The sequence below is a fragment of the Rothia sp. HMSC065G12 genome (assembly GCF_001811455.1).
Taxonomy (GTDB): domain Bacteria; phylum Actinomycetota; class Actinomycetes; order Actinomycetales; family Micrococcaceae; genus Rothia; species Rothia dentocariosa.
In genome coordinates, this window is record NZ_KV804815.1 from 368818 (window position 1) to 388841 (window position 20024).

General features: G+C 49.9%; 16 protein-coding genes. 5 read left to right on the plus strand and 11 right to left on the minus strand.

Annotation, left to right across the window (positions count from 1 at the left end):
• Positions 1–25: 25 nt before the first annotated feature.
• Together HMPREF2804_RS06865 and HMPREF2804_RS06870 are read right to left on the minus strand one after the other, a co-directional pair.
• The gene (locus HMPREF2804_RS06865) at positions 26–820 is read right to left on the minus strand and encodes a cytochrome bc1 complex diheme cytochrome c subunit (protein ID WP_070450227.1); all 795 of its coding nucleotides are present in this window, start codon (positions 818–820) and stop codon (positions 26–28) included.
• A gap of 62 nt (positions 821–882) precedes the next feature.
• On the minus strand, positions 883–1521 hold the full coding sequence (locus HMPREF2804_RS06870) for an aa3-type cytochrome oxidase subunit III (RefSeq protein ID WP_004004662.1): 639 nt from the start codon (positions 1519–1521) through the stop codon (positions 883–885).
• Between the two features lie 232 nt (positions 1522–1753).
• Here HMPREF2804_RS06870 and trpD point away from each other — a divergent pair, with 232 nt between their 5' ends.
• The 4 genes from trpD (at position 1754) to HMPREF2804_RS06890 (ending at position 5209) form a co-directional block, all read left to right on the plus strand.
• Entirely contained in the window at positions 1754–2845 is a 1092-nt protein-coding gene (gene trpD / locus HMPREF2804_RS06875) for an anthranilate phosphoribosyltransferase (protein ID WP_192831430.1), read from the plus strand.
• A 316-nt stretch (positions 2846–3161) separates the two neighbouring features.
• Positions 3162–3647 (plus strand): NfeD family protein, encoded by a 486-nt coding sequence (locus HMPREF2804_RS06880; RefSeq protein ID WP_070450231.1) that lies wholly within the window; start codon positions 3162–3164, stop codon positions 3645–3647.
• 64 nt (positions 3648–3711) lie between these two features.
• Positions 3712–4704: an SPFH domain-containing protein gene (locus HMPREF2804_RS06885; protein ID WP_013399065.1), complete on the plus strand. Its 993-nt coding sequence runs from the start codon at positions 3712–3714 to the stop codon at positions 4702–4704.
• Positions 4705–4870: 166 nt separating this feature from the next.
• Positions 4871–5209, plus strand: coding sequence for an RNA polymerase-binding protein RbpA (locus HMPREF2804_RS06890; RefSeq protein WP_004004666.1), 339 nt, complete (start codon positions 4871–4873; stop codon positions 5207–5209).
• A gap of 75 nt (positions 5210–5284) precedes the next feature.
• Here the strand turns inward: HMPREF2804_RS06890 and HMPREF2804_RS06895 are convergent, their stop codons facing one another.
• The 6 genes from HMPREF2804_RS06895 to HMPREF2804_RS06920 form a co-directional block, all read right to left on the minus strand.
• A complete protein-coding gene (locus HMPREF2804_RS06895) occupies positions 5285–6871 on the minus strand; it encodes an APC family permease (RefSeq protein ID WP_070450234.1) in 1587 nt (528 codons plus the stop codon).
• Between the two features lie 241 nt (positions 6872–7112).
• On the minus strand, positions 7113–8483 hold the full coding sequence (gabT, locus tag HMPREF2804_RS06900) for a 4-aminobutyrate--2-oxoglutarate transaminase (RefSeq protein ID WP_013399068.1): 1371 nt from the start codon (positions 8481–8483) through the stop codon (positions 7113–7115).
• Between the two features lie 140 nt (positions 8484–8623).
• Positions 8624–10051, minus strand: a complete 1428-nt coding sequence (locus HMPREF2804_RS06905) for a gamma-aminobutyraldehyde dehydrogenase (protein WP_070450238.1) — start codon at positions 10049–10051, stop codon at positions 8624–8626.
• Between the two features lie 132 nt (positions 10052–10183).
• Positions 10184–11656, minus strand: a complete 1473-nt coding sequence (locus HMPREF2804_RS06910) for an NAD-dependent succinate-semialdehyde dehydrogenase (RefSeq protein WP_048752165.1) — start codon at positions 11654–11656, stop codon at positions 10184–10186.
• Positions 11657–11712: 56 nt separating this feature from the next.
• Positions 11713–12606 carry a universal stress protein gene (locus HMPREF2804_RS06915; RefSeq protein WP_239661850.1) on the minus strand — a complete coding sequence of 298 codons (894 nt, stop codon included), beginning with the start codon at positions 12604–12606 and terminating at the stop codon, positions 11713–11715.
• A gap of 95 nt (positions 12607–12701) precedes the next feature.
• Complete coding sequence (locus HMPREF2804_RS06920) at positions 12702–14144, minus strand: flavin monoamine oxidase family protein (RefSeq protein ID WP_070450242.1); 1443 nt, start codon at positions 14142–14144, stop codon at positions 12702–12704.
• 296 nt (positions 14145–14440) lie between these two features.
• On the opposite strand from HMPREF2804_RS06920, the gene HMPREF2804_RS06925 reads away from it, so the two are divergent.
• Positions 14441–15043: a TetR/AcrR family transcriptional regulator gene (locus HMPREF2804_RS06925; RefSeq protein ID WP_239661851.1), complete on the plus strand. Its 603-nt coding sequence runs from the start codon at positions 14441–14443 to the stop codon at positions 15041–15043.
• A gap of 63 nt (positions 15044–15106) precedes the next feature.
• On the opposite strand, the gene HMPREF2804_RS06930 is transcribed toward HMPREF2804_RS06925, so the two are convergent.
• From HMPREF2804_RS06930 to HMPREF2804_RS06940, 3 genes are all read right to left on the minus strand, one after another.
• On the minus strand, positions 15107–15841 hold the full coding sequence (locus tag HMPREF2804_RS06930; RefSeq protein ID WP_048752288.1) for a polyprenol monophosphomannose synthase: 735 nt from the start codon (positions 15839–15841) through the stop codon (positions 15107–15109).
• Positions 15842–15979: 138 nt separating this feature from the next.
• On the minus strand, positions 15980–17083 hold the full coding sequence (locus HMPREF2804_RS06935; protein ID WP_048754046.1) for a hypothetical protein: 1104 nt from the start codon (positions 17081–17083) through the stop codon (positions 15980–15982).
• 16 nt (positions 17084–17099) lie between these two features.
• Positions 17100–20021 carry a DEAD/DEAH box helicase gene (locus HMPREF2804_RS06940; RefSeq protein WP_070450247.1) on the minus strand — a complete coding sequence of 974 codons (2922 nt, stop codon included), beginning with the start codon at positions 20019–20021 and terminating at the stop codon, positions 17100–17102.
• Positions 20022–20024: the final 3 nt, after the last annotated feature.

Below are 20024 nucleotides of genomic sequence, written 5' to 3' on the forward strand. Positions count from 1 at the left end.
TCCGATACGAATAGTATGTGCGTATTTATGCTGAGCGAGAGGTCAGCCAAATAACAAAGATAAGCACGATCCCTAGACCGACGCTCCAAATCAACAGACCTTCAGCGACAGGACCTAGAGAGCCTAGCTTAAGACCACCAGGGGAAACATTTTTTTCCTGTGCTTTCAAATAGGTGATAACATCACGCTTCTCTTGCGGGGTAAGGTTTGCGTCGTTGAAAACAGGCATATTTTGAGGTCCAGTTTCCATGGCTTCATAGATATGTTGTTCGCTAACACCCATGAGAGAAGGAGCAAACTTCCCTCGGGTAAGAGCACCACCCGCACCAGCCGCGTTATGACACATTGCGCAGTTGGCTAGGAAGACACGGGCGCCATTTGCGGCATCGCCTTTGGTGGTATCTAGATTCTCTGCTTCAGGTATTGCAGGACCGGCGCCCAACGAAGCAACATATGCAGAGAGCTGCTTCGTCTGTTCCTCGTTGAACTGACCAGGTTTGACTTGAGCCTGTGTACCTTGCATCTGCATAGGCATGCGGCCGGTACCAACCTGAAAATCAACTGCGGCTGCACCAACACCGATGAGCGAAGGACCATCAGCGGTGCCTTCAGCGTTCATTCCATGGCAGGTTGCACAGTTGGCTTGGAAGAGTTTTTGACCAGCGTTTACATCATCTTGAGTGTATGCATGGCTTGACTCGGCCTTGGCCTGATTGGTGGCAGTGGCAACTGTGTAGAGACCACCAGTAAGGATGAGAGCCAACGCAAGCAACACAATAGCTGCAAGCGGGTGACGCCGCTTCTGTGAAAGTGCCTTCACGTCTTTTGTTCCTTGTGTGTGCTAGTAAAAATGGATACGGACGGGGCGAGAGTGTTGGACTGTTATTTGACGAAGTACACTACGGCAAATAGAGCGAGCCACACGACATCTACAAAGTGCCAGTAGTACGAGACAACGATTGCACTAGTTGCTTCGTAATGACCAAATCGCTTAGCGACAAATGCGCGACCAATGATCAGGAGGAAAGCTACTAGACCAGCTGTCACGTGTAACGCATGGAACCCTGTTGTGATGTAGAAAGCGGATCCGTAAGCGCTAGATGCAATGGTTACGCCTTCTGAAACCAAGGTTGCGTACTCATAAGCCTGACCGCAGACGAAGATTGCGCCCATGATGAAAGTCAACACAAACCATTCAGCCATGCCCCATGCCTTAATATTCAGCAAAGAACCGGAGCGGCGTGGTTTGAGCTGTTCTGCGGCAAATACGCCCATCTGGCATGTCACAGAACTCAGCACAAGAACGATTGTGTTGATAAAAGCGAAGGGAACGTTAAGGATATGTACATTATCAGCCCAAATGTCAGGACGTGATGCCTTAAGGGTGAAGTACATAGCAAAAAGCCCGGCAAAGAACATCAGCTCTGATGCCAACCACACGACGGTACCAATGGCGACCGTGTTGGGTCGGTTAAGAGCCGGATGTGCCGGCCTGCTGGGGTTATTGGTTACAGTTGTCACATAGACATTATGTCGCTAAAACTTGCGAAGAGCGAATACATAACCTCTTAAATCTTGCGGTGTGTTGGGAAAATCCTTAGAGTTCCCTGTAAACTAGCGGTTTTCACGAGATTTGTGCGACACGCTCTATGTGTAATGTTTTGGTAAGTTCGTGGGGGAGAGAAGCCTCAAAGCTGTGGCACCCTATGCGCTGGCAGCAGATGAATCCTGCAGGAAGGTTAAAATCGGGAGTATGGATATAACTGCACATGAGTCATTAACCTGGAAATACATTTTGAATCAGCTCATCTCTGGGCAGGATCTCGGTTCTCGTCATGTGGACTGGGCTATGGATGAAATTATGACTGGTTCAACGCCTGAACCTATACTTGCTTCCTTCCTGACATCGCTCCACATGAAGGGGGAGACCTCTGAAGAGTTAGGCGCCCTTGCGCGAGGAATGCTTGCAAAAGCTGAAACTATTGATCTTGACGTACACGCGGTTGATATTGTAGGCACTGGCGGAGATCAGCAGAATACCGTCAATATATCCACCATGGCAGCCTTGGTTATTGCTGGTACAGGTGCGACAGTTGTTAAACATGGTAACCGGGCGTCAACCTCTAAATCAGGGTCGGCAGATGTCTTGGAGGCGCTAGGTATTCAGCTAGATATGCCGATTAAGTCTGTTGCCGCGTGCGCTCGGCAAGTAGGAATCACCTTTCTATTTGCAATGACTTTTCATCCCTCTATGCGGTTCGTAGGGCCAACTCGAAAAATATTAGGTATACCAACGGCTTTTAACTACCTAGGACCCATGACAAACCCTGCGCGAGTGTCATCATCTGCAATTGGGGTAGCTAATCCGCAGATGGTAGAAAAGATGGCTTGGGTTTTCGCGAATCGAGGCGACCATGCCCTTGTATTCCGGGGGGATGATGGGCTTGATGAATTGACAATTGCTACAACTTCCCAGATCTGGGAAGCAAGTGGGGGTACTCTTCAGAAATATGTCTTTAATCCCGAAGGCTATGGGATTGAGCGTTCTTCATTAGATAACCTGCGAGGGGGAGATGCTGAGTATAACGCCAGTGTGTTTCGCGCAGTATTAGCTGGGGAGGGCGAGTCGGCAAAAGACTCGTTGCATGCAATTCGTAATGCAGTTCTTATTAATGCGGCGGCCGGTCTGATAGCTTACCGAAAAAACGACGGCAGGAGCTTTGAGGAACGGTACACAGAAGCTTTGGCGGATGCGCGCCAATCTATTGATACTGGGGCAGCAGCTCAAGTTTTGAACGCTTGGGTAGAGTTTAGCCACCTGGTGGTAGAAACCCCGAGTCCGTAAAGCGCCTATTCATGTAAATAGAAGATTTTGGTGTATCTGTAGCTTTACTGGACATTGAGGAGAAAGAAGCTGCTGGGGTGAAACCGTCTTTACGAGGGCGCACTGGCAGCTAATCCGGTTCAATTGCACGGAAGGTTGAGTGGCTGGGGTGTGGTTTTCTGACTCTACTTTACATAATGTATATTATCGGCTATTTGTAGTGTTGTGAGTTTGTGTGAGTAAACTCTTTGATTGGTGATGCACCTCATGGAATAATGTTTGTATAGCTTGGGCGCTCTATACGTTGGATCATTGTGCCTACGATGAGGAGGAAAATATGGATTGGCTCTTTAACAGCCCATGGACATTTTGGCTGATACTAGCTTTGCTCTTTGCGATAATTGAGATGCTGTCTCTAGATCTCTTTTTCTTGATGCTTTCCCTATCTGCCCTCATCACATCGGCTATTTCACCATTGATCGAACATTTTTTCGCTCGAGGAATAGTTTTCGCGGTTTTGTGTATCCTTTTTGTGCTTATTCTACGTCCGCCTCTTCTGAAACGCCTCAACCGCTCTGCCGGAAATACTGTTACAAATGCCAAAGCTCTTCGGGGTAAAACTGTTCTTGTGACAGAGGATGTCACTGCTGAGTCTGGTTTAGTGCGTCTTGAAGGCGAAATTTGGACAGCACGCACTTCAGGAGCTCCTATCCCTTCCGGCTCCTACGCCCAGGTCGAAACTATTAACGGTGCTACAGCGTTTGTGTACCCGCATGTATCAACTTTGCCAGAAGGATCAGCTGTTACCCCTGAAGCTGAATAAAATGTTCCATCTACGCCCCTAAATTTTGTTATTAATCACCGAAAAGAAAGTAGGTAATGAAGATATGGTCCCAGTTATTCTTCTTGTGATTCTCTTCATTTTTGTTCTTATCTTGTTGGCTAAAACCATCCGGGTGATTCCTCAAGGTCGAGCAGGAATCGTTGAGCGTCTTGGTAAGTTCCGAACCGTGCTAGAACCCGGTTTGCATATGGTGGTACCGATTATTGACCGCGTGCTGCCTCTAATTGATGTCCGTGAGCAGGTTGTCTCGTTCCCTTCGCAGTCCGTGATTACCGAAGATAACCTTGTGGTTGGGATCGATACCGTTGTTTACTTTCAGGTAACAAGCCCCAAGGACGCAACCTATGAAATTACGAACTATATTCGTGCTGTTGACGAGCTCACCAGTGCGACCCTCCGTAACGTAGTCGGTGGTCTAAACCTTGAGCAGACCTTGACCTCTCGCGATCAAATCAACGCGGAATTGCGTGGAGTTCTTGATGCTACAACCGGCCGTTGGGGACTACGAGTATCTCGTGTCGATATTAAAGAAATTCAGCCTCCACACTCTATCCAGGACTCAATGGAGAAGCAGATGCGTGCAGAGCGTGATCGTCGTGCTGCCATTCTGACGGCCGAAGGTCAGAAGCAGTCAGATATTCTGACGGCTGAAGGTGAATCTAGGGCTGCTATCCTTCGCGCGGAAGCTGAAAAACAGGCTCAGATTCTTCGAGCTGAAGGTGACGCTCAATCTGCAATCCTTCGAGCTGACGGTGAAGCTGAAGCTGTTCATAAGGTATTCGAAGCCATCCATCAATCTAACCCGAGCCAACAGCTACTCACCTATCAGTATCTGCAAACCTTGCCCAAACTTGCTGACGGCCAAGCTAATAAACTCTGGTTTATCCCCACAGAACTTGGCGATGCTCTACGAGGTCTTGGTAACGCATTCGGCAATTTGCCGGTATCGGACATAAACGATGGATCGACAAAAGCAGCGTATACAAAGCCTGATACTTTTGAGAACCCATCTCAAGGATATGGCTTCAATAGTTAAGATAGTTTAGCTTGACTTCGCGAATAGCTGTCTCTAATAGTTGGGCGGCGGAGAATATTCTCGATATAATGGATGTTTTAGACGTTCGAGGGAATAGCTCTCCCCCGCCCAACGTTATGCAGCCGCTGAGTATCTGCGGAAACCCTTTCTGGAGTCTGGAGGAATTGTGAGCGATCGTAGCCTGCGTGGTATGCGTCTTGGAACTCAATCTATGGAAACCGAGTCCAATGTACAGCCTGCACCCCGTCAACGTGTAGAGTACCGAACCACTGATGGTGACCGCGTATTTGTGACCTTTGCTGCTGAAGCTGAAATTCCACAGGTCTGGGTTGCTAAAACTGGCAAAGAAGCATATCTTGTCAACGGCGAGAGTGACGCCCAGAATGACGATGATAAGCCAGCTCGTACACACTGGGACATGCTAATGGAACGACGTAGCGTTGAAGAGTTAGAGAAGACTCTAGAAGATCGGTTGGAATACTACCGTTCTCATTATGCACTGTAGGATACATTCATAATGCATAAGGGAGAGGAACCCTTTTAGAGGCTCCTCTCCCTTTCTTGTGCACATGAGAAATAACTAGTCAATCATATGCTCTACCTCCATCGGGACCTCGCCTTTGAAGAAGGCAGGACGGAGGCAACGTTGATACACCATAACGCAAATTCCTAAGAGAAGAATCGCGACACTTAAGCAGAAAACTAGCCCGACTCCCCCAATTTCAGACCCCGAGCCATGATGGGGATCCATGGAATCATAGGTCGTCTGGATGAAGAAAACAAGAAGCATAATGCCTCCCAAAAGGGGAAACAAAAACTTGTTCACAAATGATTTAAAGCCTGATGAGAAGACCACCTTCCGAAAATACCATACACAGGCAAATGCCGTCACGCCGTAGTATAAACAGACCATCAAACTCAAAGCGGAGATAGTATCCCAAAGCACAGAGGTTGAAATAAAACGCATAAGAACGTAGAACAAGGTAGCAATCAGACAGGAAGCGATGGTCGCATAACTAGGTGATTGGTACTTTGGGCTAATACTCGCAAACTTAGGCCCGAGTGCCTTGTAATATCCCATGGCTAGCAATGTTCGAGCTGGTGAAACTGCCGTGGATTGTAAAGAAGCTAAGGCCGAAATAAGAACTGCGAAAGACATAATAATTCCGAGAGAACCTAGTACAGGCCCCGAAAGAACAGCAAAAATATTCTCCTGGTTATCAGAGTTTCCTAGACCCAGACCTTCTGAGGACGTACCCGCAAATGCCAAAGTGCCCACAGAGATTAACAGGTACAGTAGAACTACTGTGAGGATAGTGCCAACAGCTGCATGACCGCTAGTTGTATGCTCGCCTTCTGTTTCTTCATTCATGGTGAGGACAGCGTCCCAACCCCAATATATGAAGAAGACAAGAGATATGCCGGAAGAGAAAGCTGAGAATGACTCGATTCCGAAGGGGTTAAACCATTCAAGAGTCGGAGCAAGGTTAGCAAACCCAGTATTTGTGACCGCTTTATAGAGGGCGACACCCGCAAAAATAGCGAGTACGACAAGCTGGAAAATAATGAAAACAGTTTGGATTTTCTGAGTCGCATCCAGCCCGCGGTATGTGATGTAACACCCGAAACCCATCAAGGTTAAGAATGTGCCGATATTGATAAAGGTATTACTTGAAAGAGTCGCTAGATCTGGGTTAGAAAAAACCTGAGACAAAGCCAGGTAAAAGAAATCTACAGCTATACCTGCGAGGTTTGAGAGAACCAAGATGGTAGCTGCTAATAATGCCCAGCCTCCGAGCCAACCAACCCACGGACCAAATGCTTTGGTTGTCCAGGTGAATGTTGTTCCCGCATCCGGCATAGCAGCGTTAAGCTCTCGGTAGCCAATAGCTACCAATAGCATAGGGATAAACCCAACGAGAAAGATCGCGGGCATGTGCTCCCCCGCTACAGCTCCTACAGGACCCAGGGCCCCCGATAATGAGTATGCGGGTGCTACCACAGAGATACCAATAATAATGGAGCCAAAAAGAGATACAGATCCGGAAGATAATCCCTTTTTGTTAGCGGCGCTTGTATCAATAGCACCGTGGGGGTTATTTGATGCAGAATCTTTGGCTAGACTCTGACCTTTATGTAACTTGTGGGGTTGATTATTCTGAGACAAGGTGCTCTCCCTCTATCGGAGTGTCGTCGCCAGACGGTGTGTGCTTATAGCGACCTGCTCAATATGCGATTTAGTCTAATTGATCCAGAACAGTAGTAAAATCACCTGAATTTTTGTCTACAAGGTGTGCGCATAATAGCTATAGGTAAATAACTGGCGCATGTGTGGAGTAGGATTAGCTGTGACAAGAGCCCCGATCGTTATATGAGATATGACCGGGGCCCTGTAAGCCTCCAAAAAATTATGAAACGCTTCGAATACCTTCGATAAGAATATTCATTGACTGTTTTAGGAGCTCGTCACTGATAGTAAGCGGAGGAAGCAGACGAATAATGTTGCCGTAAGTACCACAAGTAAGAATAAGTACTCCTCGTTGCTGACAGTAAGCAGCAATATCCTTGGCCGCCGTGGGATGCGGGGCTTTAGAAATAGAGTCTGCTACGAACTCCAGTGCGAGCATAGCACCACGTCCGCGGAAATCCCCTACAATGTCTAGCTCATCAACAAGCGGGGCTAACGCTGCTGTCACCAGTTTCTCAATATGCAGAGCTCGTGCGTTCAAATCAAGATCCTGCATAGTTTCAATAGCCGCAAGAGCAGCCGCACAAGATACAGGATTACCACCGTATGTTCCGCCTAATCCTCCTGGCTGAACTTTATCAAAAAGCTCTGCCCGACCAGTGACGGCTGAAAGCGGCATACCACCAGCAATGCCCTTAGCAGTGGTGACCAAATCGGGTTCAATGCCCTCGTACTCACTCGCAAACCATTTGCCAGTGCGGCAGAAACCAGTTTGTACTTCATCAGCGATAAAGACGATACCTTTTTCGCGTGCCCATGCAACCAGCGTTGGTAAGAAACCATCGGCGGGAACAATGAACCCTCCTTCACCCTGGATAGGCTCGATGAGAATTGCGGCTACGTATTCTGAACCAATTTGCTTCTCGATCATGTTGATGGTGCGTTGAGCTGCCTCTTTACCATCCATGCTCTGATCGTCCCGGTAAGGGTAGCTCATAGGAGCACGATAGATTTCAGGAGCAAAAGGACCAAAGCCTTTCTTATATGGTGCTACTTTTGCAGTCAACGCCATTGTTAAATTGGTCCGCCCATGGTAGGCATGATCAAAAACAACTACGGCATTGCGACCGGTAGCTGCACGAGCAATTTTTACAGCATTTTCGACTGCCTCCGCACCAGAGTTGAAAAGTACTGAGCGTTTCTCAAAGCGTCCGGGTATTAGCTCGTTTAGTTTTTCAGAAACTGCGATATACCCCTCATAAGGAGTAACCATAAAACAGGTGTGGGTGAAGTGTGTGACCGATTCTTGAACTGCTTGTACCACCTTGGGAGCTGATGCACCAACAGTTGTGACTGCGATACCCGCTCCCAAATCAGCCAACGAGTTACCATCAACATCAATAATGACGCCACCGTCTGCATCAGCCGCGTAAACTGGGAGCCCCGAAGCGACAGATGCAGGAACAGCTTGTGAGCGACGATGTGCAAGAGCACGTGATGAGGGGCCGGGAAACTCTCCAGTAAGTTTTATCTCTTGAGGAAGACGATACATCTCTACCATGAGACTACCTTTCAAAGGAAAACGTAGCATAAGCTACATGGATAATATGTGAATTGTGAAGAGACGGTACAGCACCTAGACAACAGAGCTGTACCGCTCCACAAGCTCTTCTCTAACGTGTGATGACGCAGGAGCTCTTTTTGCCGAATTGAGCTTGGAGAAGCTGTTCTTTATGCGCTCAAATCACTCATGACGTGTTTAACACGTGTGTATTCTTCAACGGAATACAGGGAAAGATCCTTACCGTAACCCGAGTATTTGAATCCGCCATGAGGCATTTCAGCAGTCAGAAGTACGTGTGTATTAATCCAAACTGCTCCGAAATCAAGATCGCGAGAAACTCGCATAGCAGTACCATGATTTGACGTCCAAACTGATGACGCCAACGCATAATTTACATCGTTAGCAAGCTCAACGGCTTCTGCCTCTGTAGTAAATTTTTGGAGCGTAAGAACTGGTCCGAAGGTCTCTTCCTGGACAACGGCATCGTCTTGATTGACTCCGCTCAGCACCGTAGGTTCCACAAAAAAGCCACGGGTGCCGCACTGTTTGCCACCGGTTTCAACTGTGACATGTTCAGGGAGGCTGTTGAGCTTATTCATGACGGTCTTAAAGTGGTTGATGTTGTTCAACGGACCGTAGAAGTTCTTTGAATCGTCTTCGTGCCCAGTAGCTGTGTCTTTTGCGGCAGCTACCAGCAGATCTCGGAACTTGTCGTAAACGCTGTCTTGAACGAGTACGCGAGTGACTGCTGTACAATCCTGACCAGCATTGAAATAACCGAAATCTGCGAGCATGCGCGCGGTACGAGGCAAATCCGCATCTGCAAAAACAACTGCTGGTGCTTTACCGCCAAGTTCCAAATGAGAACGTTTCAGACCAGCTGCAGCGCCGGTGGCAACCGCCTGACCTGCGCGTACTGATCCGGTAATAGAAACCATGGCAGGAGCCGGGTGCCCTACCATAGCTTCACCAGTTTTACCGGTTCCCAGCACAACGTTGACAACACCTGCGGGGTATATTTCCCCTATAAGCCTTGCCAACTCGAGGGTGGATTCTGGTGTGGTGTCAGATGGCTTGAGAACTACAGTATTCCCGGCAGCGAGCGCGGGCCCCAGCTTCCATAATGCCATCATGAGGGGATAGTTCCAGGGGGTTACTTGGGCGACGACGCCGATGGGTTCGCGCCGTACGTATGAGGTATGTCCTTCCATGTATTCGGTTGCTGCTTTTCCTTCTAGGGTGCGTGCTGCCCCTGCGAAGAAGCGTAGCTGGTTGGCGCCGACGAGGACTTCTTCGTCACGGATGAGTTCTCGGGGCTGACCGGTGTTGCGGTGTTGGGATTCAACGAGTACGTCGACGTTTTCTTCGAGCGCGTCTGCGAGTTTGAGGAGAAGTAGCTGGCGATCTGAAGGGGTCGTATGCTTCCACGTTTTGAATGCGTCTTGAGCCGCATGCATGGCGGTGTTGACGTCGTCGTCAGTGGATATTGGTGCTTGTGCTATGACTTCGCCGGTTACGGGGTATACGATGTCGAGTACCTCATCAGAGGTGGAATCGACGAACTTGCCGTTGATGAAATTCTTCAAGCGCTTCATAACGTTCTCCTTTGGGGTTGGACTTATGTAGGTTTGTAAGTTTGTGTGTGCTCGTTTTTCCTTGTGGGAAGGTAAAACGAACCCTTCGAGAAATTGTTGTGTTGTGCGTATCTTGGATGGTTTTTGGGTGGTTTAGCTGGCGTATGGGTCTTTGATGCCGATGTATTGTGTGTAGGTGTATTCGGCGATGCCTTCGGCGGCTCCTTCCCGTCCTAGTCCGGAGTGTTTAACGCCTCCGAATGGGGCTGCAGCGTTTGACATGATGCCGATGTTGAGGCCTGTCATGCCGACTTCTAGGCGGTCTAGTGTTCGCAGGGCACGGGATGTATCTGTTGTGTAGACGTAGGATGCTAGCCCGTATTCTGTGTTGTTGGCAAGTTGGATTGCTTCTTCTTCGGTAGAAAAGGTGATGATGGGTGCTACAGGGCCAAAGATTTCTTCTTGGATGACGCGTGCATCGTGAGGAACGTTGATGAGGACTGTGGGTTGGTAGAAGTATCCGGGACCGTTTTGGGGATAACCGCCGACCAGAGCTTGGGCACCTCGGTCGAGAGCATCTTGTACAAGTTCGTGGATGGAATCTACTGCTTTCTGTTCTATGAGGGGGCCACAGGTGGTGTCTGGGTTTAGACCGTTGCCGGTTTTGAGATTTGCGATTTTTGTCGCTAGTTTGGTGGAAAATTCTTCGGCACGAGATTCGTGGACTAGGAATCGGTTTGCGGCGGTACATGCTTCGCCCATGTTGCGCATTTTTGCTCCCATGGCGCCTTCAACGGCTTCGTCGATATTTGCGTCTTCGAAGACGATGAAGGGGGCGTTTCCACCAAGCTCCATGGAGGTGCGTAGAACATTTTGCGCGGCTGATTTTAGAAGGGCTTTGCCAACGGGGGTGGAGCCGGTGAATGAGAGTTTGCGCAGGCGTGAGTCTGCAAGGAGAGGATCTGAGACGGCTGATGCAGTTGCTGATGCAACTACGTTGAGTACTCCTGCTGGTAGCCCTGCATCGAGCATGGTTTGTGCGAAGTATTGCGCGGTTAGGGGTGTGAGCCGTGCAGGTTTGAGGATCATTGTACATCCTGCTGCTATTGCAGCTCCGGCTTTGCGTGTTGCCATGGCTAGTGGGAAGTTCCATGGGGTGATGAGTAGGCATGGTCCTACAGGCTTATGCTTTACCAGTATTTGGTTTTTACCTTCGGGCGTGGGCTGGTAGCGTCCGTAGTCGCGTACTGTTTCTTCGGAGAACCATCGTAAAAATTCGGCTCCGTAGACTACTTCTCCTCGTGATTCTGCGAGGGGTTTTCCCATTTCGAGGGTCATGAGGGTGGCGAATTCTTCGGAGCGATCGGTGATGAGGTCGTATGCCTGTCGTAGTATTTCTGCACGTTCACGCGGCGGCGTGTGTGCCCATTGGTCTTGAACCTGGCATGCTGCGTCTAGGGCCGCTATTGCGTCTTCAGGTGTTGCTGATGCTAAGGTCGTGAGCTTTTCTTCGGTCGCTGGGTTTAGGACATCGAATGTCTCCCCTGCGAATCCTTCACGCCATGTGTCTCCGATGAGTAGCCCAGTGGGTATTTTGTTGATAAGTTCTTGAAGATGTTGTTCCATTGTTTTCCTTTTCTTGGGATGATCGTACGGCGGTGTATATCACGTGAGGAGCCGGGCTATTGTTTGATGATGGGGATTGAGCCTGTCCATGGCTGCTGCTGGGAGCCTTTGCGTCCAGGGTGGTAGTCGCGTGGTACTACGACGAGGGGAATAGGAAGTTTGGTCATGATTTTTGCGGTTGTTGAGCTTAGGAAGAGTTCCCCGCGTTGGGCTAGTTTGGAGGATCCGGCCATTAGCACGGAGTCTTCGTTCCAGTGCACAGAATCGACCGCTTCTACTATGGTAGTTCCTGCGCCTACGGCGATGCTTAGCTGTTGCGGGTTTATTGGTTTGACTGCGGATTGGTCTACGAGGTCTTGGATGATGCTGCGATAGGTTGTATCGTCTAGGTCTTTTCCTTCTTCGTAGAGTGAGACTAGACGTACTGGTATGCCTGTTCGGTTTTGGGTTGCTATGGCTTCTTCGACAAGGTTTATGGAGTCGATGTCTGGGGATACGGCGCAGTCGAACTGTTTGATCGTGTGTGAAGCGCTGTATTTACGTGGTGCTAGAGCGACGGGAATGCGTGAACGGTGTAGAAGAGCGTTCCCAACTGCGCCTAGTGAGTGCCAAAGCCAATTTCCGGTGTTACCGCCGCCCACTATGATGAGTCCGGCGTCTATGGCGTCAGCTAGTTCTAGTAGGCCACTGACTGCTGATTCGGCGCGGCGTAGGTGGAAGCGGGCGATTACTTGGGCGGGCACGTAATGTTGTGCTTCTTCAAGCCATTGAACGGCTTGCTTTTGGAGTAAGTCTTCAAAGTTGGATCGTGGCGCTGCGAGGCGAGGGTTTTGCGGTTTAATGACATATACTACATCTAGCTCTGCGCCCAGGGAGCGAGCTAGTACGACTCCCAGTTGGAGAGCTGAACGGCCCCGTGCATCGGGCGAATATCCTACGACGTATTTCATGTTTCCCATCCGTATTTTGGGGAGCTTTACTGGGTGTGTCATTCTTTGGTTCACCCAGTAAAGCTGCCCGTATGTGCGTTACGATGCGAATGAACTTATTTGAGTTTTGCAGCTAGCAGTTTTGCTGTTTTTTCTCCCATGCGTATAGCACCATCGACATGCTGGTAGCCTTCGGCAGCAATGTCTGAGCAAGACCAGTAGATTGGTCCTACTGGGGTTTCTTGGTCTGCGCCGTAGCGATGCAGTCCCCCAAGATCATAGCTGGCTGCGTATGCACCACGAGTCCATTCTTCGGCACCCCAATCTGATTCGTAGTACACCACGGGATTTTTTGTTTCTTCTCCGAGCATTTGCGCCATGGAGTCTAGGATGCGTTCTTTGCGTTCCTCGGCGCTGATGGTGAACATTTCATCCGCTGCTTCATCGGAGACGAACCCTACTAGAGTGCCGCGAGCTTCTTCTTCCCCAGTTGCTGGGTCGTAGTTAGTGTTGTCGTAAATCTCTTGTACCAGGTTGTTCGCGGCAAAACAGGTTCCTGAGAGACCCTTGTCCCGCCAGAACGGCGTGGGGTAAACAGCATGCACCTTGATAACCAAACCAAGGGACTGGTGCTGATGCATTTGATGCTGTCGGCGATCTAGCGGCGGCACAAAATGGATACGTGAATATAGGTTCGGAGGAACCGCAACAACAGCGTACTTTGCTCGAACAATGATGTTTTTTTCAGGTGAGGCCTCTCCATCTTCGGAGAAGGCTTCAGCTTCAGCAAGTACGGGATACTCTCCGTCTTCTTGCCAACGTAGAACGCGGACTGGGTGTTCAAGAATTATATTCTCTTGTCCCACTTTTTCTGCGAGGGCTAAGGAGACGGACTGCATGCCACCCAGAACACGTTTGTCGAGAATAAAATCTTCATCGACAAGGTTAGAGAACGATCCTGCAGATGCAGCCATAAGTACTGCCTGTAAAGCTGAAAATGCGTGAGCCGGTTTAGTGAGCATACCACCAGCAATGAAGAGCCCAATATTGTTGCATGCTTCTTCGTCGTTGGATTGTTCGCGGAGCCAATGGTGAAAGCTAATTGTATCGAGTTCGCGTGCCTTGGTGTGCGCCCAAGGTTTCTCGGCCCCGATCTCTGCTGCAAGCTCATCTAAAATTCCGATGAGCCGTTCCATTTCTCGTTGAGTGTGCTCGTTGGCAGGAAACATGTCTCCGTTGTACCGGTGCATGGTACCGTCAGGATCACGATAGAGATTCTCACCTTCACGGTAACGAGAGAAGGTCTTAAGTCCGAGCTCTTCAACGAGTTCGGTGAGAACAGTCTGATCGGGGGAAATCCATTGTCCACCGATTTCAAGGAATGCGCCGTCAATATGGTTGTTCCACGTGCGCCCGCCTACACGTTCACGTGCTTCAAGGACTGCAACGGTATGTCCTGCTTGCTGCAGTCGGTATGCTGCAGTGAGTCCGGAAGGACCTGCGCCGATAATTACGACGTCGCGGGTCATTTCATTCGTAGTTTCGTTCTTGGTCGTCATGGTTAAAACCTTTCGCTCAAAGAATCACAAAACGAATTGTGTTCGTTTTAGTGTATCCCAGAACACAGAAATTACAAATCTAGGGGCATTTATGAAGCGTAAAATTTCTGGTGGCATGTTTTATAACTGCTCACAGACGGGACGGCAGTACACGCCGAAGGCAAAGAAATAGTAAAGGATTTATCGTGATCTCTTCCCCCATGCGACGCGCTGGACGTCCCTCTTCGACAGTGTTAAGCGCATCCAAAATTGTGCGGTCAGCACGTAGACTTTTGGCCGATCAAGGAAATTTCACTATGAGCGCACTTGCTCAGAAGCTAGGCGTCGCCCCCTCTTCCTTATACAATCACTTTCAGTCTCGTGACGAAGTGCTGGGAGCTATAAGCGATGCGGTCATCAATGACATTACGCTTGAGCCCCTGACACGAGCGACTAAAATTCTTAACGAGCAGCACCTATCCCCCACTGAAAAGCTAGAACTCTGGACTGAATCTTTGAGTCTGTGGGGGAAGTCTTATCGAGACGCGTTCAGTGAGAGCACCGATTTGGTAACAGCGCTCGCATTGACCCCGATCGATCGGGCCCCTCAAACGTTACATATGTATGACGTCCTCATTCAGACGTTAAGAGCTTTTGGGTGTCCAGAATATAAAACTTTAAATGTTATTGAATCTTTAGAGGCATTCCTGCTGGGATCCGCAGTAGACGCCCACGCGCCCGAATCTATCTTTAACCCTGCGGCTTCAGCAGATGAGTATCCGTATTTACAAGACGCATATATAGCGATGCAGCGTAGCTCGCAGACTCCAGCAGAGAACGCATTTAGCTTAGGACTCGAAGCGATTCTTCATGGTCTGGCGCGTACAGCTATACAGGAATACAACACGAATACAGAGTGACATTATACAAAAGTGCCCGAACTATCAAAGGGTAGTTCGGGCACTTATTCTTGTGAAGTTTAGTTATTTGCCTAGCTTCTGTTTGAGCTTATTGATGCGGTTGGAAACGCCCCAAGTCGTCACTTTACGCATAGAATCAAAAATTATATTTCCGGTCATCTTTGATGCTCCGACCTCACGCTCAACAAAGGTAATAGGAACCTCAACAATTTTGAGCCCTGCTTGCTCAGAACGCCAAGCGAGGTCTACCTGAAAGACATAGCCCTTAGATTCAATGCCTTCAAGATTCAAACGTTGTAGTGCTTCACGCCTATATGCGCGGAAACCTGCTGTGATGTCTTTGATCGCAGTCCCTAGAACAACCCGCGTATAAATATTTGCTCCGCGAGAAAGAATTTGGCGTTGAATGGGCCAGTTTTCTGTTTTTCCGCCGGGTACATAACGGGAGCCAATAGCTAAATCTGCCCCAGCTTCAACAGCATGTACTAGCGATGGCAACTGCTCGGGCTGGTGAGAACAATCAGCGTCCATCTCAATAAGGACTTCATATCCCTCATTTAGACCCCAATCAAACCCAGCAAGATAAGCTCCACCAAGACCGTCCTTCACAGTACGGTGAAGAACGTGAATCTGTGAATCTTGCTCAGCCATAGTATCCGCAATCTGACCTGTACCGTCAGGGCTATTGTCGTCAACAACTAGAATATCGACGTCGGGTGCTGCCTTACGAAGACGTTCAACAACAACGGGTAAGTTTTCCTTCTCGTTATACGTCGGAATAACGGTCAGTACACGCATAATAATTCCCTTGTTTTCCTTTGTTAGAGTGAAGGTAGGGTCTAGGTTTACTAGTATAACCGGCGAAATACGGCGTAAGGGCGTATTCTGCAGATGCACGGTATATTTTCAGGTAACTTTTACGAGCTAGGAAACGTATTATTCCCCTCCCCTAGTGTACATGCGATCTAATACGGGCAATGGCACATCTGAAGCAAGAACCGGTAAAAGTGGAATACGAGCACGGGGATCAGTACTCCACGAGGCTATGCGAGAATCCGGGGCTTGGACCATAAGCTCAGTGACGTTCCAGAGCGCTATATTCGCTGGTGTATCAGGGAGTATTTGGCCCGCAAAGGGGTTCTCGTCGTGGGCTAGCCGGTAGACTCCTCGCGTAAGTGCTGCGAAACCACTGCGTGCTGAAATACCATCTGCCGGTTTTATAAGGGCTGAGATGAGCTCCCATCCAAGAGGCGCTTCAACAAGAGATGAGTCTGACCCTAGCGCGAACGCGGTACCAGCTGCATTCGCCCGGTGGGCTAACTTTGCAGTCTCAGTATCAAAGGTTGCTTGGATACCTAAGTTGATCCGTGCATCTGCGAGATCCTGAAGACGTTGATCATCAATGACTCCATGAACCATATCAAGCCGGATGTTAAGCCAAGGATGCTGTTCTCTAACGGCTAGCGCATAGCTAAAGGCATTAGTGAAACTATCTTGGGTGTTGATAGAGAGCACAAGACCGCGTTCTGCTGCTTCGGAGGCCAAAGTAGGTAGGTGGTCTAGATTTGTGGCGTGAAATCCAGTGAGTGCTATAGATGATTTATTGAGCAGGTCTTGGGCTGTGGTGACGAGCTCAGCGTACGATGCGGAGGTCGCTTGTGGCTCTGGGATTATGAAGAATCGTACGTCTGGGGCTGTTGCGTGTGTTGTATAAAACGTGTCGAGTGATGCGCGTAGGGTCGGGATGTCTCGTATTGTTCCTGCGAGTGTGTGGGTATGGTATCCCTGGGTATGTGTTCTGAGGAAGTACTCGTAGAGTGTTTTTTCGCTGTGGTTGTTTATGGGGGCGAAGGCACGTGCGAAGGTGGGCGTGATGAGTTTGCCGTTTAGATCGATAGCTCGCATGCGTTCGTCCGTGATGGAGCGAGCTCCCGCATCTGAGCCTATCCAGGTTACGGTACCGTTTTCGGTGAGGAGCGCTGTGGCGTAGGGGTCGGCGGGGCTGTAGATGCTCCCGTTGGTATAGATATAGATGCTCATGTTCTTTCCAGCGGTTTTAGGAGTCTAGTGCGATGACTCCGCGGCGGATGAGGGCTATGGCTTTTTCGCAGCTTGCTCGTAGGTTTGGGCTTATGGTGGGTATATGGGTGATCTGGTCGAGGGCATCGATGACTTGTTTTGCCCAGCGTACGAAGTCGCCGGCGGCGAGGTCGGTATCTTCGAGTACTTTTGCGAGGTGCATACCGCGAGCCCAGCGGTAGATAGGGGTGACGAGGCCTAGGTCGCAGGGTGGGGTTTGATCTAGTTCGTGACGTTCTTCGTGAACGTTGAGACGGTCTAGTTCGCGGTTGATGGTCGCGATAGACACTTGTAATGAAGGGTGCGGGTAGCGTGGGAGAATTTCGATGGTTTCCTTTTTGCCCTGGTATGTGAGCGCGGCTATGGTTGCTGCTATAGCCGCAGGATCCAGATCAGTGAGGAAGCCTTTTTCGAGACAAATAGAGGTGAGGAGGTCTTTTTCTCCGTAGAGTTTGCGCAGGGCTTCCCCCTTCGTCGTTAGCTTGAGCCCGTTATGGGAGTCAGCAGTAACGTAGCCGTATTCAGTGAGGAGCTTTGCGATGCGGTTGAATACCTGAGCAATAGTGTTGGTGCGTCGGGTAATTTGGCGGCGTAGTCCTTCTGTTTCTGCGTTGAGTTTGCGCCATCGTTCTGCCCAGCGTGCATGGGTTTCCCGGTCAGAGCACCCGTGGCAGGGGTGGTTACGTAGTTGGGTGCGTAGTGTGTCGAGTTTTTCTTGGGCATCGTTATGACGTGTGGCGATGGGGGTATTACCGAGTTTGCGGGGTGGTCGTTCATCGATGAGCGCTTGACGCATCCGTGAGGTGGTGTCGCGGCGTTCTTTGGGTGTTTTAAGGGTTATTTTCTTGGGGATCTTAATGTAGGAGACGGGTTCAATGAGCCCCGTGAAATCACGTGCGCTTGCGGTGCGCTGCTGATTGTCTTCGGTAAGGATACCAATGCGTGGGTCTGCATTGGATTCGGCACGGGTGATGACGATAGCGTAGCCGCGGGAGCGTCCGTAAGGTATGTGAATGATGTCTCCGGACATAAGTTCTTGGATGCTTTGGTGAGCTTGGGCGCGTGCATGTTGTTGGTTGGCTTTGCGGGTTTTTTTCTCTAGATCTTTGATGTTTTGCCGCAGGCGCATGTATTCTGTGAAGTCTCCAAGGTGGCACTGCATGGAGTCTCGGTATCCTTCGAGCGCGTTTTCGTTTTTACGTACTCGTGCAGCTGTTCCTACAACTGATTTATCTGCTTGGAATTGGGCAAAGGATGATTCGAGGATTTTGCGGGTTCGTTCGGCGCCATAGGCTGCGATGAGGTTCGCAGCCATGTTGTAGGTGGGGCGGAATGATGAGTTAAGGGGGTATGTGCGAGTGGATGCGAGGGTGGCAACCTGTTCTGGTACAAGACCTGGACGCCAGAGGACTACGGCGTGTCCTTCAAGATCGATTCCGCGGCGCCCTGCCCGCCCGGTAAGTTGGGTGTATTCTCCGGGGGTGATATCGACGTGGGTTTCACCGTTGAACTTGGTGAGTTTTTCGAGGATGACGGTGCGGGCTGGCATGTTGATGCCGAGCGCGAGGGTTTCGGTGGCAAAGACTAGTTTGATGAGCCCCTGTGCAAAAAGTGTCTCAACAACTTCTTTGAAGAGCGGTAGCAGACCTGCATGGTGGGCTGCCACCCCGCGGATGAGTCCGTCTCGCCATTCGTAATATCCAAGGGCATGAAGGTCTCGGTTATCAAGGTGTGCAGTGGTTTCTGCAATATAGGCACGGATGGTTTGCTGCTGTTCCTCGGTGGTGAGGACGATATTCGCGTTGACGCATTGGGTAACGGCGTCATCACATGCTGCCCGTGAAAAGATGAAGCATATGGCAGGCAATAGCCCTTGCTTGTCTAGGATACGGGCCATTTCAGGGCGAGATATGCGGTGCGGACGCAGAACGTCGGTGTCTTGGGTGAAGGTTTTATGACGGGATCGTTCGAGTGCATGTGTGTGTTTGTCATGCCGGTTGCTGCCGCGTCGGAAGCGCTCGCGTTTGGGTGCATTGTGCCGAGGGGTGTGCCGGCGAAAGCCTGGCCGCAGTTGTTTGAGGAGCGGGTTAATGCGTAGCCCCGCGGGAGCGTTTTGGGGTGATTTTGTGTGGTTTTTACGACGTTTTGTAGGTGAAGCCTCTTTCTGAGAAGTTTCATCGGGTACGAAGAGGTCGATGACACGGTTTCCTACCATGAGGTGCTGCCAGAGCGGGACGGGGCGGTGCTCAGAGAGGATAACATCAGTATCACCCCGTACGGTATCTAGCCATGCTCCGAATTCTTCGACGTTGGATACAGTCGCAGAGAGTGAGATGACAGTGACATGTTCGGGAAGGTGAATAATAGCTTCTTCCCAGACTGCTCCACGGAACCGGTCGGCGAGATAGTGTACTTCGTCCATGATGACGTATCCCAGACCGATGAGGGTCGTAGATTCGGCGTAGAGCATGTTGCGAAGGACTTCGGTAGTCATGACGACGATGGGGGCTTCGGTATTGATGCTGGTGTCACCAGTGAGCAGACCCACGCTTTCTTCACCATATTCACGCACAAAGTCATGGTATTTCTGGTTGCTGAGTGCTTTGATAGGGGTTGTGTAGAACGCTTTTGTTCCAGTTTGGAGGGCAAGGTAGATGCCGAATTCTCCGACAACTGTTTTACCAGAACCAGTAGGCGCAGCGACAAGGACTGAATGTTCAGCTTCGACGGATTGGCATGCCTGACGTTGGAAACTGTCAAGAGGAAACCCGAGATTCTTTTCGAACTTACTAAGCGCTGTTTTTGCGTGAGCGTTACGTTCTTGCGCGGCCTGATACTGCGCAAAGTAGCTCGGGCGGTCGTTCGAGCCGTGAGTGGTTTCTTGGGGGTTTTCAGCCATAAT

Coding starts and splice junctions, on each gene's coding strand:
- trpD (WP_192831430.1), top strand. CDS start 1,754: ATGGATATAACTGCACATGAGTCATTAACCTGGAAATACATTTTGAAT.
- HMPREF2804_RS06880 (WP_070450231.1), top strand. CDS start 3,162: ATGGATTGGCTCTTTAACAGCCCATGGACATTTTGGCTGATACTAGCT.
- HMPREF2804_RS06885 (WP_013399065.1), top strand. CDS start 3,712: ATGGTCCCAGTTATTCTTCTTGTGATTCTCTTCATTTTTGTTCTTATC.
- gabT (WP_013399068.1), bottom strand. CDS start 8,483: ATGCTACGTTTTCCTTTGAAAGGTAGTCTCATGGTAGAGATGTATCGT.
- HMPREF2804_RS06905 (WP_070450238.1), bottom strand. CDS start 10,051: ATGAAGCGCTTGAAGAATTTCATCAACGGCAAGTTCGTCGATTCCACC.
- HMPREF2804_RS06910 (WP_048752165.1), bottom strand. CDS start 11,656: ATGGAACAACATCTTCAAGAACTTATCAACAAAATACCCACTGGGCTA.
- HMPREF2804_RS06915 (WP_239661850.1), bottom strand. CDS start 12,606: ATGAAATACGTCGTAGGATATTCGCCCGATGCACGGGGCCGTTCAGCT.
- HMPREF2804_RS06920 (WP_070450242.1), bottom strand. CDS start 14,144: ATGACGACCAAGAACGAAACTACGAATGAAATGACCCGCGACGTCGTA.
- HMPREF2804_RS06925 (WP_239661851.1), top strand. CDS start 14,441: ATGAGCGCACTTGCTCAGAAGCTAGGCGTCGCCCCCTCTTCCTTATAC.
- HMPREF2804_RS06930 (WP_048752288.1), bottom strand. CDS start 15,841: ATGCGTGTACTGACCGTTATTCCGACGTATAACGAGAAGGAAAACTTA.
- HMPREF2804_RS06935 (WP_048754046.1), bottom strand. CDS start 17,083: ATGAGCATCTATATCTATACCAACGGGAGCATCTACAGCCCCGCCGAC.
- HMPREF2804_RS06940 (WP_070450247.1), bottom strand. CDS start 20,021: ATGGCTGAAAACCCCCAAGAAACCACTCACGGCTCGAACGACCGCCCG.